Origin of the sequence: Roseomonas acroporae (assembly GCF_023223525.1) — a bacterium.
Taxonomy (GTDB): domain Bacteria; phylum Pseudomonadota; class Alphaproteobacteria; order Acetobacterales; family Acetobacteraceae; genus Roseomonas_E; species Roseomonas_E acroporae.
This window is the reverse complement of sequence record NZ_JALPRX010000065.1, coordinates 1-16988: the sequence shown is the minus strand read 5'-3', so window position 1 is coordinate 16988 and position 16988 is coordinate 1. Positions and strand designations below refer to the sequence as shown.

At 74.5% G+C, this 16988-nt stretch carries 12 protein-coding genes and 1 pseudogene; 5 read left to right on the top strand and 8 right to left on the bottom strand.

Annotated elements, in window-relative coordinates; genetic code table 11:
* Window positions 1-60: 60 nt before the first annotated feature.
* Together M0638_RS15130 and M0638_RS15125 are read right to left on the bottom strand one after the other, a co-directional pair.
* On the bottom strand, window positions 61-1767 hold the full coding sequence (locus M0638_RS15130; RefSeq protein ID WP_248667833.1) for a long-chain-fatty-acid--CoA ligase: 1707 nt from the start codon (window positions 1765-1767) through the stop codon (window positions 61-63).
* A gap of 18 nt (window positions 1768-1785) precedes the next feature.
* On the bottom strand, window positions 1786-3150 hold the full coding sequence (locus M0638_RS15125; RefSeq protein ID WP_248667832.1) for an OmpP1/FadL family transporter: 1365 nt from the start codon (window positions 3148-3150) through the stop codon (window positions 1786-1788).
* A gap of 131 nt (window positions 3151-3281) precedes the next feature.
* Between M0638_RS15125 and M0638_RS15120 the strand changes: the two genes are divergently transcribed.
* Window positions 3282-3605: an SCP2 sterol-binding domain-containing protein gene (locus M0638_RS15120; RefSeq protein ID WP_248667831.1), complete on the top strand. Its 324-nt coding sequence runs from the start codon at window positions 3282-3284 to the stop codon at window positions 3603-3605.
* A 187-nt stretch (window positions 3606-3792) separates the two neighbouring features.
* Here M0638_RS15120 and gorA read toward each other — a convergent pair whose 3' ends face one another.
* The 3 genes from gorA to M0638_RS15105 all read right to left on the bottom strand — a co-directional run bounded on the left by gorA (window position 3793) and on the right by M0638_RS15105 (window position 8488).
* A complete protein-coding gene (gene gorA / locus M0638_RS15115) occupies window positions 3793-5166 on the bottom strand; it encodes a glutathione-disulfide reductase (protein WP_248667830.1) in 1374 nt (457 codons plus the stop codon).
* A 206-nt stretch (window positions 5167-5372) separates the two neighbouring features.
* Window positions 5373-6629, bottom strand: a complete 1257-nt coding sequence (locus M0638_RS15110; RefSeq protein WP_248667829.1) for a YeeE/YedE family protein — start codon at window positions 6627-6629, stop codon at window positions 5373-5375.
* 380 nt (window positions 6630-7009) lie between these two features.
* Window positions 7010-8488, bottom strand: a complete 1479-nt coding sequence (locus M0638_RS15105; RefSeq protein ID WP_248667888.1) for an NAD-dependent succinate-semialdehyde dehydrogenase — start codon at window positions 8486-8488, stop codon at window positions 7010-7012.
* Window positions 8489-8772: 284 nt separating this feature from the next.
* Here M0638_RS15105 and M0638_RS15100 point away from each other — a divergent pair, with 284 nt between their 5' ends.
* From M0638_RS15100 to M0638_RS15085, 3 genes are all read left to right on the top strand, one after another.
* A complete protein-coding gene (locus tag M0638_RS15100; protein WP_248667828.1) occupies window positions 8773-8931 on the top strand; it encodes a DUF3309 family protein in 159 nt (52 codons plus the stop codon).
* A gap of 236 nt (window positions 8932-9167) precedes the next feature.
* Window positions 9168-9581 (top strand): MerR family transcriptional regulator, encoded by a 414-nt coding sequence (locus M0638_RS28850; RefSeq protein ID WP_282572036.1) that lies wholly within the window; start codon window positions 9168-9170, stop codon window positions 9579-9581.
* Window positions 9582-9679: 98 nt separating this feature from the next.
* Window positions 9680-10852, top strand: a complete 1173-nt coding sequence (locus M0638_RS15085; protein WP_248667827.1) for an MFS transporter — start codon at window positions 9680-9682, stop codon at window positions 10850-10852.
* Window positions 10853-10945: 93 nt separating this feature from the next.
* Here M0638_RS15085 and mdoH read toward each other — a convergent pair whose 3' ends face one another.
* Window positions 10946-13201, bottom strand: a complete 2256-nt coding sequence (gene mdoH / locus M0638_RS15080) for a glucans biosynthesis glucosyltransferase MdoH (RefSeq protein WP_282572035.1) — start codon at window positions 13199-13201, stop codon at window positions 10946-10948.
* A gap of 11 nt (window positions 13202-13212) precedes the next feature.
* The gene (locus M0638_RS15075; RefSeq protein ID WP_248667826.1) at window positions 13213-14790 is read right to left on the bottom strand and encodes a glucan biosynthesis protein; all 1578 of its coding nucleotides are present in this window, start codon (window positions 14788-14790) and stop codon (window positions 13213-13215) included.
* A gap of 735 nt (window positions 14791-15525) precedes the next feature.
* On the opposite strand from M0638_RS15075, the pseudogene M0638_RS15070 reads away from it, so the two are divergent.
* A pseudogene (locus M0638_RS15070) lies at window positions 15526-15996 on the top strand (carboxymuconolactone decarboxylase family protein); the annotation flags it as partial.
* Window positions 15997-16195: 199 nt separating this feature from the next.
* Here the strand turns inward: M0638_RS15070 and M0638_RS15065 are convergent.
* Window positions 16196-16988: DODA-type extradiol aromatic ring-opening family dioxygenase (locus tag M0638_RS15065; protein WP_345893035.1), on the bottom strand; the 793-nt coding region annotated here is incomplete at its 5' end.

Sequence of the window (16988 nt, the reverse complement as noted above, 5' to 3'; positions counted from 1 at the left end):
GCCAGCCCCGTCCGCCAGCGGCCCATCCGGCGGGGAACCATCGGCGCACGGTCGCCCCGCTCATGGCCGTCCCCTGGCGCGCAGCTCGTCGCGCAGCTCGGTCTTGGAGAGCTTGCCCACGGCGGTGCGCGGCAGCGAGGGGCGCAGCTCGATCAGCCGCGGCATCTCGATGGGCGAGAGCCGCTCCTTGAGGAAGTCGCGCAGCGCGGCGACGTCCGGCGTGGCGCCGGGGCGGGGCTCCACGAAGGCGGCCGGGCTCTCGCCGCGATACGGGTCCGGCATGCCCACCACCGTCGCCGCCGCCACGTCCGGGTGCGCGTGCAGCGCCTCCTCGATGGTGCGCGGGTAGACGTTGTAGCCGGAGCACAGGATGAGGTCCTTGATCCGGTCCACCAGCGCCACGTAGCCGTCGGGCGCCATGATCCCGATGTCGCCGGTGCGCAGGAAGCCGTCGGGCAGCAGCGTCGCCGCCGTCTCCTCCGGCCGCTGCCAGTAGCCCGCCATCACGTTGGGGCCGCGCAGGCACAGCTCGCCCCGCGTGCCGGGCGGCAGGCGGCGCGCCGGGTCGGCCGGGTCGCGTATCTCCGCCTCCACCCCCGGCAGCGGCAGGCCGATCGTGCCGATGCGGTTCTCCCCCTCGATCGGGTTGCAGAAGCAGACCGGCGAGGCCTCGGTGAGGCCGTAGCCCTCCACCAGCACGCAGCCGCTGTGCGCCTCGAAGTCGCGCTTGATCTCCATGGGCAGCGGCGCGCCGCCGGAGATGCAGGCGCGGATCGAGGCGAGGTCCTCGCGGCCCGCCCCGCCGTCCAGCACCGCCTTGAACAGGGTCGGCACCCCCGCCAGCATGGTCGGCCGGCGCCGGCGCAGCGTGTGCAGGAACGGCTTCAGCTCGAAGCGCGGCAGCAGCACCAGCTCGGCGCCCCAGGCCAGGCTGGCGTTGAGCACCACGGTCATCGCGAAGACGTGGAAGAAGGGCAGCACCGCCAGCACCCGTTCCTCGCCGGGGCGGCAGGTGGTGAACCAGGCCCGCACCTGCTCCAGGTTCGCGTGCAGGTTGCGGTGCGTCAGCATCGCGCCCTTCGGCGTGCCGGTGGTGCCGCCGGTGTACTGCAGCACGGCGAGATCGCCCGGGGAGACAGGCGGCGGGTCGGCGACGGGCGGCCCGGCGAGCAGCGCGTCGAGGTCGAGCACGCGCGGGTCCCCGCGCGGCACCCGGCCGATCGTGGCGTGCTTCAGCGCCCGGAAGGCGAGGCCCTTGAGCCGCGGCAGCATGCCGGCGAAGCGGCAGGCGACGACGTGGCGCACCGGGCTGCCGGGCTCGTCGAGCAGGCCGAGCACGCGGCCGAGCATCGGCTCCAGGTCCAGAGTCACCATCACCGCGACGCCGGCATCCCGCGCCTGCGCCGACAGCTCGGCCGCGACGTAGAGCGGGTTGAAGTTGACCACCGTGGCGCCGGCCTTCAGCGCGCCGAAGTAGCAGACGACGTAGCAGGGCGCGTTGGGCAGGCAGAGGCCGACTCGCGTGCCCGGCCCGATGCCCAGCCGGCGGAACCCCGCCGCCGCCCGGTCCACCGCCTCGCCCAGCTCGGCATAGGTGCTGCGCCGGCCGAGGAAGTCGAGGCAGGGGCGCGTGGCGAAGCGGGCCACGGCGGCGTCCAGCATCGCCACCAGCGTGCCGGGCGCCGGCACCGCGTCCCAGCGCACCCCCGCCGGATAGGCGGCGAGCCAGGGTGCCGTCGCCGCCGCGTCTTGCAGGTCGGTCGCCATGCCGTGCCCCTCCCGCCGCTAGAGCGCGAGGCGCAGCTGCAGCGCGAACACGTCCACCGAGCCGCGATAGACGGCGTCGAGGTTGCCGCGCAGGAAGTCGGGCGAGGTCGGGCCGCCGGCGCGCAGGCTCACCCGCGCGTCGCGCGCGAAGATGTGGCTGTAGCCGGCCGAGACCTCGAGCTTGTCGGTGATGCGGTAGGAGGCGCCGACCGAGAGCCAGTAGCGGTCGTTGTCCGGGATGCGCGGCGTGCGCGTCTCGGTGCTGGTCGGCGTCATGTCGTAGGCGAAGCCGGTGCGAAGGCGCAGCCGGTCGGTCGCCTGGTACTCGGCGCCGATCGCGGCGAAGGCGGTGTCGCGCCAGCGCTCGGGGGTGACGTTGTCGGGGCTGCCGTCGATCTGCACGCGCAGCTCGCGGAAGCGCGACCAGTTGGTCCAGGAGGCGTCGGCGAGCAGCGTCCAGCGCTCCGACAGGCGCTGCGACAGGCCGATCGAGACGCTCTCGGGCGTGGTCAGCTTGGTGCGCCCGGCCGCCTGCGGGAAGGCGCGCGCGAGCAGCGCCGGGACGTTGTCGTACTGGACGTAGTTGCCGCTCAGCTCCTGGAACACCGCCGAGCGGAAGGCGACGCCGAGGCGCGTGCCCTGCCAGGGCTCCCACAGCGCGCCGATCTGCCAGCCCAGGGCCACGTCGTCGCCGCGCACCGTGGCGCGGCCGTCGGCGCGCCCGGGCAGCAGGCCGTAGCGACCGAGCCCCGCCGCCGCGCCGATCGCGCCGAAATCCACGGCGCTGGAGAGGTGCGCGGTGGCGTACTGCACCTGCAGCGCGGCGCCGAGCGAGAAGGTGGGCGTCACCTGCCAGGCCACGGAGGGGCTGAAATTGTAGGTCGCGAGCGAGGTGGTCTGCGCGTAGTAGCGCGCGACGCCGCCCACGTCCGACTTGGTGACGAGGCCCCAGGGCGCGTTGACCGACAGGCCGACCCACCATTGCGGCGCCACCTGCGCGGTAATGTAGGTGGCCGGCACGAAGGCCGTGGCGCCGATGTTGCCGCCGTTGGTGCCGGTGATGACGCTGCCGCCGAGCGCCGCGGCGCGGCTGCCGGTGACCGAGTTCGCCGAGGAATCGAGGTCGATCACGGTGCCGACGATCGTGGTCTGGAAGCCGGGCAGGCGAACCATCGAGGCGGGGTTGTAGAACTGCATGGACGGGTCGTCCGCCCGCGCCGTGCTGCCGGCGAAGGAGCTGCCCTGGCCGATCGCGCTCTGGTCGCGCAGGAAGTAGCCCGAGGCCGCCGCGGGCCGGACCAGCCCATCCGTCAGCGCGCCGCCGGCCAGCACGACGGTGGTGGCGATCCCCAGCCGGCAATGCCTCGACTTCCAGCCTTTCATCCCGCGTCTCCTCCGATCTTGCGTTGCGCCGGCATTGCTGCCGGGCTCCTTGTGACCTATTAGGAAGGGGAGTGACGTTTACGTCAACAACGAAATCGGCGTTGCCGTCCGCTGGGCGGACCGCGCCGGACATGGAGGAACAGGTGGCGGAACTCGACACGATCCTGGCGCGGATCCGCGCCCGCGCGGCCGCCCTGCGGGGCCTCGGCTACCGCGTGCGCTTCGAGCTGACCGATCTCGACGAGAGCATCCTGCTGGATGCGACCGGCGGCCAGGTGACGGTGGAGCCGGGCGAGGGCGAGGCGGCCACCGTGCTGCGCCTGTCCTCCGCCGACATGGAGAAGCTGATCCAGGGCCGGCTGAGCCCGATGCTGGCCTTCTCCACCGGCAGGCTGCGGGTGGAAGGCTCGAAGGGCGTGGCGCTGAAGCTCGCCAGCCTGCTCGACGAGGATTGATCCCGGCCCGCCCCGACGCGGACCGGCCTTGCCGGGTCAGCCCCGAAGGCCGGGCCCGCGCCGCCCCGGGCGCAGGGCGGGTCCGGGGCGGCGGCGTTGCCTGATCGGGCCGCCGGGCCTGCGGCGGCCTTCGCCGGCGCGCCTCCCGTTCGCGGGGCGGCGTCGCCGCCGGGAAGGGCTGCCTTTGCTACTCCGCCGCCCGCCGCAGCCCCGCCTCGCGCACGCGGGTGCGCATGGTGACGAACTCCTCCGCCGCGGTCGGGTGGATGCCGATGGTGCGGTCGAAATCCTGCTTGGTGGCGCCGGCCATCATGGCGATGGCGATGCCCTGCATGATCTCCGGCGCGTCCTCGCCCAGCATGTGCGCGCCGAGCACCTTCTGCGTCTCCTGGCACACGACGAGCTTCATCAGCGTCCGGCGCGGCCGGCGGCTGATGGCGTGGCGCATCGGCGTGAAGCGGGCGAGGTAGATGTCCACCGGCCCCTTGGCCGCCGCGTCCGCCTCGGTCAGCCCCACCGTCGCCGCCGGCGGCGCGGTGAACACCGCCGTCGGCACGCCGAGATAGGAGGCGTGGCGCGGGCGGTTGCCGAACAGCGTGTCGGCCAGGGCGTGGCCGACGGCGGTGGCCATCGGCGTCAGGTTCAGCTTGTCGGTCACGTCGCCGATGGCGAAGATGTGCGGCACGGTGGTGGCGTGCTCCTCGTCCACCACCACGGCGCCGCGCTCGGTGCATTCGACGCCGATCGCGTTGAGGCCGAGGCCGCTCAGGTTGGGCTGCCGGCCGGTCGCGAACAGCACGCAGTCCGTCTCGATGGTCTCGCCGCCGGTCAGGGTCAGCAGCAGCGAATCGCCGCGCCGCTCGATCGCCTCCGCCTCGTGCGGCGTGTGCTGGTGGATGCCGTCATGGTCCAGCGCCTCCTTCACCCCGGCGCGCAGGTCCTCGTCGAAGCCGCGCAGCGGCAGGTCGGCGCGGTAGACCAGATCCACCTCGGCGCCGAGGCCGCGGAACACATGCGCGAATTCGAGGCCGATATAGCCCGAGCCGATCACCGCGATGCGGCGCGGCATGGCGCGCAGCGTGAACACGTCGTCGGAGAGGATGCCCAGCTCGGCCCCCGGGATCTCCGGCCGCAGCGGGTGGCCGCCCGTGGCGATCACGATGCGCTCGGCGGTGACGCGGCTCTCGCCGACCTGGATCGTGTGCGCGTCGACGAAGCTGGCGCGGCACTCGTAGACGGTGCAGCCGGCATTCTCCAGCAGGCCGCGGTAGATGCCGGAAAGGCGCTGCACCTCGGCGTCGCGCGCCTGCTTCAGCTTTCCCCAGTCGTGCCCGCCCTTGGTGACGTTCCAGCCGAAGGCCGGGGCGTCGTCGATCCAGGTGCCGTACTCGGCGGCGTTGACCATGATCTTCTTCGGCACGCAGCCGACGTTGACGCAGGTGCCGCCCCAGTGCCGCGACTCCGCCACGGCGACGCGCGCGCCGTACCCGGCCGCGATGCGGGCGCAGCGCACGCCGCCCGAGCCGCCGCCGATGACGAAGAGGTCGTAGTCGTAGGCCATGGGCCGGTGCTCCGCGTTCGCGCCCGGGGGCGATCCTGGCGCCTATATGGCGCCGCGGCGGGCGCGGGGGAACCCGGTGGCGGGCGACCAGGCGGGGCTCCGCCCCGGCCCCCGGCAGGAGAGGGCGCCGCCCTCTCCTTGCAACCTCTCCCGCGAAGGGGCGAAGCCCCCTTCGAGACCCCCTTCGCTTCGGGAGGCCGGAACGGTCAGCAGCCGGTCAGGCGGGGGGTGCGCTCCACCTCCAGGCCGAAGGCGGGACGCAGCCGCGTGCCCAGCACGTTGCCGGCGAAGGCCGCCACCAGCCACAGCCAGCCATGCAGGCTGCCCGAGGCGATGCCGGAGAAATAGGCGCCGATGTTGCAGCCATAGGCCAGCCGCGCCCCGTAGCCGAGCAGCAGCCCGCCCGCCACCGCCGCCACCGCCGAGCGCAGCGGCACGCGCCACACCGGCGCGAAGCGGCCCGCCAGCGCGGCGGCCAGCAGCGCGCCGAGCACGATGCCGAAATCCATCACCGAGGTGACGTCGCGGAACACGCTGCCTTCCAGCGCCGCGCGCGCGGCGGGGGCGGCGAAGTAGGGCCAGCCCGCCGGCTCGAAGCCGATCAGCGCCGCGATCTTCGAGCCCCAGAGAGCGAAGGCCGAGGTGATGCCCCAGGGCCGGCCGGACAGCGCCAGGGTGACGAAATTCAGGATCGCCAGCGCCACCGCCCCGGCCAGGATCGGCCAGGGGCCGCGCAGGAAGCGGGCGAGGCCGTGCCGTGGCGGCGCCGGCCGCGCCGCCAGCGCGCCGTGCCGACGCCGTTCCAGCACCACGGTGAGGGCGGCGATGGCGGCGAACACGGCGAGGCTGGCGAGGAGCGCCGGCAGCACGCCCCAGCTCTTCACCAGCGAGACGGGCGGCAGGTGCGGCAGCGCCGCCCACCAGTGCAGGTGCGCGGCGCCGATCGCCGAGCCCGCGATGAAGGCGGCCAGGGTCAGCAGCATGCGCGTGGAGCCGCCGCCCACCGTGTAGAGCGTGCCCGAGGCGCAGCCGCCGCCGAGCTGCATGCCGATGCCGAAGATGAAGGCCCCGAAGGCGACCGAGACGCCCACCGGCTGCACCAGCCCCGTCACCGGCTGCCCGAACAGCGAGCCGGCGGCCAGCGCGGGGAAGAACAGCAGCACGGCGATGGCGAGCATCAGCATCTGTGCCCGCAGCCCCTCGCCCCGCCGGTCGGACACGAAGACCCGCCAGGCCGAGGTGAAGCCGAAGGCCGCGTGGTACAGCACGAGGCCGAGCGCGCCGCCGAGCAGGTAGAGCCAGGCCTGCCGCGGGCTGACCGTGCCGCCGATCGCCAGCGCCCCGCCGCCGAGCAGGGCGGCGGCGGCCAGCGCGGCCGGGGTGTTGATGCCGAGCGGCGCACGGGGCGAGGTGGCGACGGCCCCGGGCGAGGCGTCGGCGTCGGCGGCGGCGGTGGCGGACATGGCGGGCGGGTCTCCGGCGGCGTATCGCCGGGCGCCGAATGCCACGCTGCGTGGCCGCCCGACGGTTCCAACGTCATATGCCGTCGGCCGGGGCGCTATTCCACCCCTGCGCCAAGCGGAAAGGGGATAAGCCCTATTCGCTGACGTTGTATCTGCCGGCAGTGTTGCCGCGCGGCCGCCGCGGCGCGCGGGGCGGTGCCGGCCGCCCCGTCATGCCACCGGCCCGGCCGGCGCCGGGATGGAGAGCGGGCGTTCCGGGGCGCGCCGGTGGGGAGCCGATTCCGGCCCGGCGACTGTCCCGGATCGGCTGTCCCGGATCGGCTGTCCCGGTCTCGCCCGTCTCTCACGCCTGTCTCTCACACCCGGCGCGGGGCGCCGTCTCAGGTGCCGATGCCGCCGATCGCCAGGTACTTGATCTCCAGATACTCCTCGATGCCGTGATGCGAGCCCTCACGCCCCATGCCGCTCTGCTTGACGCCGCCGAAGGGCGCGACCTCGGTGGAGATCAGCCCCTCGTTGATGCCGATCATGCCCGTCTCCAGCGCCTCGGCGACGCGGAAGATGCGGCCGATGTCGCGGGCGTAGAAATAGGCGGCGAGGCCGAAGGGCGTGTCGTTGGCCAGGGCCACCGCCTCCTCCTCCGTCTCGAAGCGGAACAGCGGCGCGAGCGGGCCGAAGGTCTCCTCGCTGAACACCATCGCGTCGTGCGGCACGTCGGCCAGCAGGGTCGGCTGGAAGAAATTGCCGCCGCGCGCATCGCGCCCGCCGCCGGTGACGACGCGCGCGCCGCGCGCCAGCGCGTCGGCGATGTGCTCCTCCACCTTCGCCACCGCCTCGGCGTTGATCAGCGGGCCCTGGGTCACGCCAGGCTCCATGCCGTCGCCCACCTTCAGCGCCGCCACCGCCACCTTCAGCTTCTCCGCGAAGGCGTCGTACACGCCGGACTGCACCAGGATGCGGTTGGTGCAGACGCAGGTCTGCCCGGTGTTGCGGAACTTCGAGCCCATCGCGCCCTGCACCGCCGCGTCCAGGTCGGCATCGTCGAACACGATGAAGGGCGCGTTGCCGCCCAGCTCCATCGAGGTCTTCTTGATGGTGGGCGCGCATTGCGCGAGCAGGGTGCGGCCGACCTCGGTGGAGCCGGTGAAGGTCAGCTTGCGCACCAGCGGGCTGCCGGTCAGCTCCTTGCCCGTCTCGCCGGCCGGGCCGGTGATGACGTTGCACACGCCCTTCGGCAGCCCGGCGCGCTCGGCCAGCACGCCGATGGCGAGGGCCGAGAAGGGCGTCTGCGAGGCGGGACGGATCACGCCGGTGCAGCCCGCGGCCCAGCCCGGCCCGGTCTTGCGGGTGATCATCGCCGCCGGGAAGTTCCAGGGCGTGATCGCCGCGAAGACGCCGAGCGGCTCCTTGGTGACGATGATGCGCCGGCCCTTGGCGTTCTGCGGGATGGTCTCGCCGTAGACGCGCTTGCCCTCCTCGGCGAACCACTCGATGAACGAGGCGGCGTAAGCGACTTCGCCCTTGCTCTCGGCGAGCGGCTTGCCCTGCTCGGCGGTCATGATCACCGCGAGGTCGTCGGCATTCTCCAGCATCAGCTCGAACAGCCTGCGCAGGATCGCGGCGCGCTCCTTGGCGAGCATGGCGCGCCAGGCGGGGAAGGCCGCGTGCGCCGCCTCGATGGCGCGCCGGGTCTCGGCCGCGCCCATGGCCGGCACTTGGCCGACCGGCTCGCCGGTCGCCGGGTTGCGCACGGTCAGCACCTTGCCGCTGTCGGCCTGCACCCACTTGCCGTCGATGAGGTTGGCCTGCCGGAAGAGGTCGGGGTCCTTCAACGGCAGCGTCGTGGTCGCGTCGAGCATCGGCATGGTTCCCGCTTTGCTGCTGCCGAGAATAGGTAAGCGGAGGCGCCATGTCAGCCCATGGGGGCGGCGACATCCTCCACCGCGCCGCCCGGCCACGCCCTCCACCGCGCCGGCTGGCGGCACCCCGACCGCGCCGGCTGGCGGCATCCCGACCGCGCCGGCGGGCGGCGACGCAACCGCGCCGGTGGACGGCGACGCAACCGCGCCGGCAGCAGCACGTTGCCCCGCTGCACCGGAGCGGCCGGCATGAGCGGCACGCCCGGACCGGAGAGCGACGCGCCATGAGCCTCGGCACCATCCTGCTGATCATCCTGATCCTGCTGCTGATCGGGGCGCTGCCGAACTGGGGCTACAGCTCGGGCTGGGGCTATGGCCCGTCGGGCGGCGTCGGGCTGATCCTCATCATCGTCATCATCCTGCTGGTGCTGGGACGGATCTGAAGGGCGTCCGGGAGGGCGGCGTCCGGCCGCCCCGCCCGGCCTGTCCGCCCGGCGTGCCGTCGGCCCCGGCGCCATGCTGGCCGGCGCGACGGGGGCACGGCCACTCGACCTAGCGCCGGTCCTGGGACACCACCGAGTTCCCCACGCGGGACCGCGATGGGGGCCTGCGGCAGGGGGCTTGACCCGATGTCCGCCCGCCATCAATCTACACCTGACGTCAGGTGATGAGAATGGGTATGGACGACGCCGCGGCAGGCCTCATGCAGATCGGCGAGCTTGCCGAGCGTGCCGGGGTCAGCCATCGCACCATCCACTACTACGAACGCCTCGGCCTGCTCGCGCCCGCGGCGCGGCAGGGCGGCGGCTACCGCTACTACGATGAGACCGCGCTGAAGCGACTGGAAAAGATCGCCGCGCTGAAACGCCTCGGGCTCGACCTCGGCGAGATCGCCCAGGTGATCGACCTCTATTTCGTCGATCCGATCGGCCTGCGCGGCAAGGAGAAGGTCCTGGAGATCCTGGAGCGCCACCAGGCCGAAACCACGGCGCGGCTCCGGGAACTGGGCCGCTTCCGGGAGGAGCTGGACGCCAACATCGCAAGGATGCGCCGACTGATCGCCGAATTGCAGGGCGACGCGACGGCGGTCTGATACCGCGCCTGGGAAAGCGGAGGGCCGCCTTGCGCCGAACGACACGGCATGGCGCGGCCATGATCTACACTTGACGTAAGATGTAGAAACGAGGATCGATGCGACGCTCCTGGCTGGCCCTCCTCGCCGCGCTGATGGCCGGCGCCTTCCTGGTGGTCGGGCAGCTCTACCTGACCATCCCCTTCATTCCCGCGCTGGCGCGCCGCCACGATCTCACGGCGGCGTCGGCATCACTGCCGGGGACCGCCTTCGGGCTCGCCTATGCGCTGGGCTTCCTGCTGTTCGGCGCCCTGTCCGACCGGATCGGCCGTGTCCGCGTGATCCTGCTGGGGCTGCTTGCCCTGGCGGCCGCCACGCTGCTGGTGGCGGCGGCCGACGGCTTCCCGGCGCTGCTCGCCGCGCGCGCCGTGCAGGGGCTGGCCGCCGCCACCTTCCCGCCGGCGGCGCTTTCCCTGATCGCCGAGACCCTGCCACCGCCGCGGCGTCCGCTCGGCATCGCCGCGATGAGCTTCGCCTTTCTCGGCGCGGCGCCAGGGGCCCAGCTCGCCGGCGCCGCGCTGGTCGCCGCCGGGCTGCCCGCGGTCATGCTCGGCACGGGGCCGCTCTACCTGCTCGTCGCGCTTGCCCTGTTGCTGGCCTTGCGATCCGGCCGGCCGGCGGCGGCAGCCGCCGCCGGGGTCGTGACGGACGGGATGGCGGGCGGGGTGAGGGACGGCGGCGTGCGCCGGCTGCTGCGGGCCGGTCCCATGATCCCGGCCTGCTACTTGGCCGCGACCACGGTCCTGCTCGGTTTCGTCACCTTCCAGGCCGGCACGCAGGCGCTGTCCGGCGCGTTGCCCGTGGCGCCGGCCACGCTCCGCCTGCTGGCCCTGCCGCCACTGCTGGCCTGCTTCGCGACCGCGCCCCTGGCGCGCCGCTTCGGCGCAGCGGCCGTCGCGCGGGCCGGGCTGCTGCTGCTGGCGGCCGGTCTCGCGATCGCCGCGACGGGGCAGGCGGCACCGCTGGCCATCGGCGCCGTCCTGGTCGCGGCGGGCGTCGCTCTCGCCGTACCGGGGCTGATCGGCGCCGTCGCGGCTGCCACCCCGGATGGCAGTCGCGGCCTGGCGCTGTCCCTCTACAGCTTCATGCTGTTCCTGGGAGCCAGCCTGGCACCGCCGCTGGCCGGCGTGCTGGCCCCGGCCGGGATCGCCATCCTGTGCCTGCTCCCGGCGGCGTTGGCCTTCCTGGCCGCCATCCGCCTGCCGGGCGCGGCGCGGGTCGTCGCGGCCTGATACGAACGGCGGCGTTGGCTGACCCATCCTGGGGCGGGGAGCGTGCGGCGGACGGCGCCCCTCCCCCCGCCTCCGGTCCCGGCGCCCGCGCCTTCAGTCCCGCCGCGCCAGCGTCACCAGCCGATCCACCCCGGCCGCGTCCGCCAGCGCCGCCGCCTTCCCGGCGCGGTCCAGCCCGCCCAGCGCCTCGTCCAGCGTCGCCGCCTCCGCCACCTTCACCAGCGCCACCAGCCGCACCGGGTCGATCGGGTCCAGGCGCGGCCGGCGCGGCGGCGGCAGCATGGCGCGATGGGCGGCCAGCAGCGTCGGATCGTCGGCCAGCCGCCGCACCGCCTCGCCGGCTTCCGCCCCGGCCACCCCGGCGCGCAGCGCCACGGCGCGCACCAGCACGGGCGGCGGATCGCGCTCCTCCGGGATCAGCAGCAGGCCGAGCCGGCGCAGGGCGAGCCCCGGCCCCCGCCGCCCGGTCAGCGCGGCGAGCGGGACGGCCAGCGCCAGCCCCAGCACCACGGGCGACATCCACAGCGCCAGCGCCGGCGAGACCAGCCACGCCGCCACGCCGAAGCCGAGGCCGAAGGCGGTGTGGCGCCAGTACAGCCGCGCCACCTCGCCGAGCGGCAGGCTGCCATCGTCGCGCCGCTGCGCGTTCCAGCCGGAATCGCGGCCGGAGAGGATGGCCGCCACGTCCACCGACTGGGTCAGCATCGTCACCGGCGCCAGCAGGCCGGCGATCACCGTCTCCAGCAGCAGCGACAGGAAGGCGCGGACGGCACCGCCACAGCCGCGCCGCATGGGGCCGTCCAGCAGCAGCGCGACATAGGCGAGCAGCTTCGGCGCCAGCAGCAGCCCCATCGTGGCGATGAACAGCCACATGGACCGCACCGGGTCGATCACCGGCCATTCCGGGAACAGGCTGGGCCCGTCGGGGAAGTACTGCGGCCGCACGAAGCGCGCCTGCACCGCGATCAGCGTGCCGACCACGAGGAACAGCAGCCAGAGCGGCGCCGTGATGTAGGAGCCGATGCCGGTGAGCAGGTGCAGCCGGCTCATCCAGTGCAGGCCGCGCGCCGGCAGCACCGCCGCGTGCTGCAGGTTGCCCTGGCACCAGCGGCGGTCGCGCACGGCGAGATCGGTGAGCGAGGGCGGGCTCTCCTCGTAGGAGCCGGGCAGGTCCGGCACCATGTGGACGGCCCAGCCGCCGCGCCGCACCAGCGCCGCCTCCACGAAGTCGTGGCTGAGGATGTGGCCGCCGAAGGGCTTGCGGCCGCGCAGCAGCGGCAGCCCGGCCTGTTCCGCGAAGGCCCGGGTGCGGATCATCGCGTTGTGGCCCCAGTAATTCCCCTCGGCGCCGTGCCACCAGGCGATGCCGCAGGCGATCAGCGGGCCGTAGACCCGCCCGGCGAATTGCTGCGTGCGCGCGAACAGGGTCGAGCCGTTGACGATCACCGGCAGGCTCTGGATCAGCCCCACATCCGGGTGGCGCGCCATCGCGTCGGCGAGGCGGACGATGGAATCGCCCGTCATCACGCTGTCGGCGTCGAGCACCAGCATCTGCGGATAGGCGCCGCCCCAGCGCCGCACCCAGTCGGCGATGTTGCCGGCCTTGCGCTCGGTGTTCTTCGGACGGCGGCGGTAGAACAGACACGCGTGGTCGCCGGTGCGGTCGCGCAGCGCCAGGAAGGCCGCCTCCTCGGCCACCCAGATGTCGGGATCGGTGGTGTCGCTGAGCACGAACAGGTCGAAGTGCTGGCGCCGGCCGCAGGCGACGAGACTGTCGTGGATCGCCTCCAGCCCCGCCATCACCCGCTCCGGCGGCTCGTTGTAGGTCGGCATCAGCAGCGCGGTGCGGACCGCCGGCACGGGCAGCGGCGCCCGCGCATCGATGCCGAGCCGCCGCTCGCCGCCGCGCAGCAGCTGGAAGAAGCCGGCCACGCCGCTGGTGAAGCTCAGCGCGATCCAGGCGAACAGCACGAGGAAGAGCAGCAGCAGCACCACGCCGAGCACGGTCGGCCGGTCGAGGTTCAGCGCCGCCGCCATCTCCCAGCCGCCGAGGGCCGTGATCGCCACCGCGCCGCCGATCACCGGCAGTCGGCGCAGGAACATGCCGCGCGGCGAGGAGGGGCGCGCGCCCAGCCGGTGCGCGGGCCGCGCGCGCAGCGACTGCACCGGCATGTCGAGCGGCGCCTCCGGCGGCAGCGCCGGGGCGAAGGCGTCGGCGGCCCCGGCGCGTGCCCGTGCCGGGCTGCCGGCGGGCAGGGGCGCGCCATCGGGCGGCGGCTGCGCCTGCCGCTCGCCGGCCGGGGCGCCGCCGGCGGCGCCCTGCGTGTCGTCTCCCGCCGGGGTCCGCATGCCGGCCACGCCTATTGCGGGGTCCAGCGGTAGAGCCAGGTCTCGGTCAGCGGCCGCTCGCCCAGCATGAGCTGCGCGCGCAGCTCCACCAGCCGCTCGCCGCCCGGCGCCAGCTCGAAGGAGAGGCGCCAGCCCCCCGTCTCCGGGTTGCGCAGCGCCACCGGGTTGCGGATCTCGCCCTTGCTGCTCCAGGTGGCCAGCGCCGGCTGCGCGTCGGGCGGCAGCTCGTTGAGCGCCTTGCCGGCCGCCTCCAGCACGAAGAGGCGCGTGCCGGCGGCGCCGCCCACGCCGCTCGCCGTGCCGGTGAACTGCGCCAGCGCCTCGTTGCCCGGCACGGCGGCGCACCAGCGCAGGCGGTAGGTGAAGCCGTGCTCGCCCTTCGCCTTCAGCGGCTGCTTCGGCCGCCAGGCGGCGACGATGTTGTCGTGGATCTCGCCCACGGTCGGGATCTCGACGAGGTGGACGAAGCCCTCGCCCCAGTCGCCGATCGGCTCCACCCACAGGCTGGGGCGGCGCTCGTAGCGCGCCTCCAGGTCGTCGTAGTCGGCGAAGCGGCGCTTCCGCTGCAGCAGGCCGAAGCCGCGCGGGTTGGCGTCGGCGAAGGCGCTCACCTGCAGGTCGCGCGGGTTGGCGAGCGGGCGCCAGATCTGGTCGCCGCCGCCGGTGGCCAGCATCAGCCCGTGCGAATCGTGCACGGCGGGGCGGAAATCGTCCACGCCGACCCGGTCGGAAGGGTCGAAGAAGAACATGCTGGTCAGCGGCGCGATGCCGGCGGCGGCGATCTCGACGCGCGGGAACACCACGCTCTCCACGTCGAACACCGTCTCCTGGCCGGGGCGGATGGTGAAGCGGTAGGCGGCGGCCGCACTCGGGCTGTCGAGCAGCGCGTGCACCACCAGCGCGCCGGCGCCCGGGCGCGGCCGCTCGATCCAGAAGGCGCGGAAGGCGGGGAACTCCTCGCCCTGCGGCTCGGCGGTGCGGATGGCGAGGCCGCGCGCGGAAAGCCCGTAGCCCTGCCCCTTCGCCACGGCGCGGAAGTAGCTGGCGCCGAGGAAGGCCGCCACCTCGTCCTGGTAGTCCGGCCGGTTCAGCGCGTAGTGGATGCGGAAGCCGGCGAAGCCGAGATCCTCGGTCGGGCGCGGCAGGTCGCCGAACTCGAACAGGGTCGGGTCGTAGCGGATCGGCTCGGCGCGGCCGTCATGCACCTCGTGGAGGTCGACGCGGTCCTTGTAGAGGAAGCCGCGGTGGAAGAATTGCAGGCTGAAGGGCAGCCCCGAGCCGCCCCAGAGCGCGCGCCCGGGGATGAAGCGCAGCTTGCGGTAGGCGTCGTAGTCGAGGTCGTTCAGCGCGCCCGGCAGCCGGTTGTCCGGCGCGCGGTAGGGCTGGGCGGCGAGGTCGCGCGCGGCCTGGCGCACCTGGGCGGGGTCGAACGGGGCGGGGTCGAACGGGGCGGCGCGGTCGGGCCGCCCGCCCGCCTGCTGTCCCCCCGCCTGCTGCCCGCCTGCCGTCTGGGCCGGGGCGGGGCGTGGGCCGGCCGCGAGCAGCGGGGCGGCGAGGCTGCCGAGCACGAGGTCGCGGCGACGTGCCATCGGGGCTCCATTCCGTCGGTGGAGGGGTGGCAGGCGGGGCAGCCCTGCGGCAACCCGATCCGGCCGGGACTGCCCATCCGCCGTAGGTTCTTGTTTTCCGAGCGGATTCACGCTGCCGGGCGTCTCCGCCCGCCGGCGGTCCGCTCTAGAGCATTTTCGGGCGGCGCGCACAGGCCCCGCGGCCCGGAAAACGCGCGAGGCCGGAATTCCGGCGCGGCGGGCCGCCGTCCGCCGGGGCCGGCGGCCAGCCGCGGGCCGTTGTTCTCGGGCCGTGTCCCGGCCTCCGCGCATCGCCGTCCGGCGATCATCGACCGAGGGGCGCTTCCGACCCGGGCGCGGGCGCCGCGGCCGGCGAGAACCCGCCGGGCGGGGGGAACGGCGCCGGCCCGGCCGTGGCCCGCATGGGGCAGGGCCGGCGCGGCCCCCCCTGGACCGCCGGGGGTTTCCGCCCGGCCCGGCGATGCGCCAGAGTGGCGCCCGCGCCGGGCGATGCCGGCCGTGAGCGGCCCGAAGGTCCGGCGCCCGCGGCGGGAATCCCGCGGCGGCAGGAAGGGCCGGCGCCGCCCGCGACCGGCCGGTCCGGGCCGAGGGGAGGACGGAATGGACACGGATGCCAGGGAGGCCGGCGCGGCGCCGGAGCGGTTTCCGCCGCTCGCGCCCGAGCGGATGACGGCCGAGCAGCGGCGCGTCGCCGAGGCGATCGCCGGCGGCCCGCGCGGCGGGCTGCGCGGGCCGTTCAGCGCCTGGCTGCGCAGCCCCGAGCTGGCGGACCTGCTGCAGAAGGTGGGCGAGAAGGTGCGCTTCCGCGCCTCGCTGCCGGCGGCGCTCAACGAGCTGGCGATCCTGGTGACGGCCCGCGCCTGGACCTCGCAATTCGAGTGGTACGCGCACCGGCGGCTGGCGCTGGAGGCCGGGCTCGCGCCGGCGATCGTCGAGGCGATCGCCGCCGGGCGGCGGCCGGACGGCATGGGCGAGGCCGAGCGCGCCGCCTACGAATTCGCCCTGGAGCTGCACCGCGACCGCAACGTCTCCGACCCGACCTTCGCCGCCGCCCTGGCGCGCTTCGGCGAGGCGGGGGTGATCGAGCTGATCGCCGCCTGCGGCTACTACACGCTGGTCTCGATGACGCTGAACGTCTCGCGCGTGCCGCTGCCGCCCGACGCCGCGCCGTTGCCGCCGCTGGAACGGCCCCTGCCCCCGCCGTGACGGCGATTGCACGCCGCGCCGTGCCGGGAAGCTCGGCCCACGCCGTGCCGGTGCCAGGAGGCGCCGGCGTCGGGTTCCTCCAGCGGCGGCCCGCCATCCTGGCTGGCCCCCGGCGGCTTTCCCGGCCTCTCTCCCGGCCCCGTCCCGCCCGTCAACGCGTCCGCCGGCCGGCAGCCGATGCGGCGTACCGCCGGCCGTCTCAGTCGAAGCGGTAAGCATCCATCCGCAGCACGCCGTAATTCGCGCTGCGATGGATCCGCGTCGCCTGCCCGCCCGCGCCGAGCGCCACGAAGAGCGGCAGCAGATGCTCCTCGGTCGGGTGCTCCTGCGCGGCGTTGGGGGCGAGGCGGCGATAGGCGAGCAGGTCGGCGGTGCGGCCGTCGGTCAGCGCCTGGTCCATCCAGTCGGCGAAGGCGACGACGTCCGGCGGCTCCGGCGCGTCCAGCGCCTGGCCGCGGAAGCGGCGCAGGTCGTGCGTGAAGCTGCCGGAGCCGATCACCAGCACGCCCTCCGAACGCAGCGCCGCCAGCGCCCGGCCGAGCTGCAGGTGGTGCGCCGGCCCGAGCGCGTCCTGCACGGAAATCTGCAGCACCGGGATGTCGGCCTCGGGGTACATCAGCAGCAGCGGCACCCAGGCGCCGTGGTCCAGGCCGCGCGCATGGTCCAGCCCCGCCGGCAGGCCGGCGGCGCAGAGCAGGTCGGAGACGCGCTCGGCGACCTCGGGCGCGCCGGGGGAGGGGTAGCGCAGTTCGTAGAGCGGCGCGGGGAAGCCGTAGAAGTCGTGGATGGTGTCGTTGCGCGCCACGGCGTTGACGCGGGGCTGGTCCGTCTCCCAGTGCGCCGAGGCGACCAGGATGGCGCGCGGGCGCGGCAGCGCGGCGCCGAGCCCGGTGAGGAATTCGCGCGCCGGGGCCTCGGTGAGGGGCAGCATCGGCGAGCCGTGGCTGAGGAAGAGCGTGGGCAGCATCGTGGGCTCCATGGATGCGGGGGTG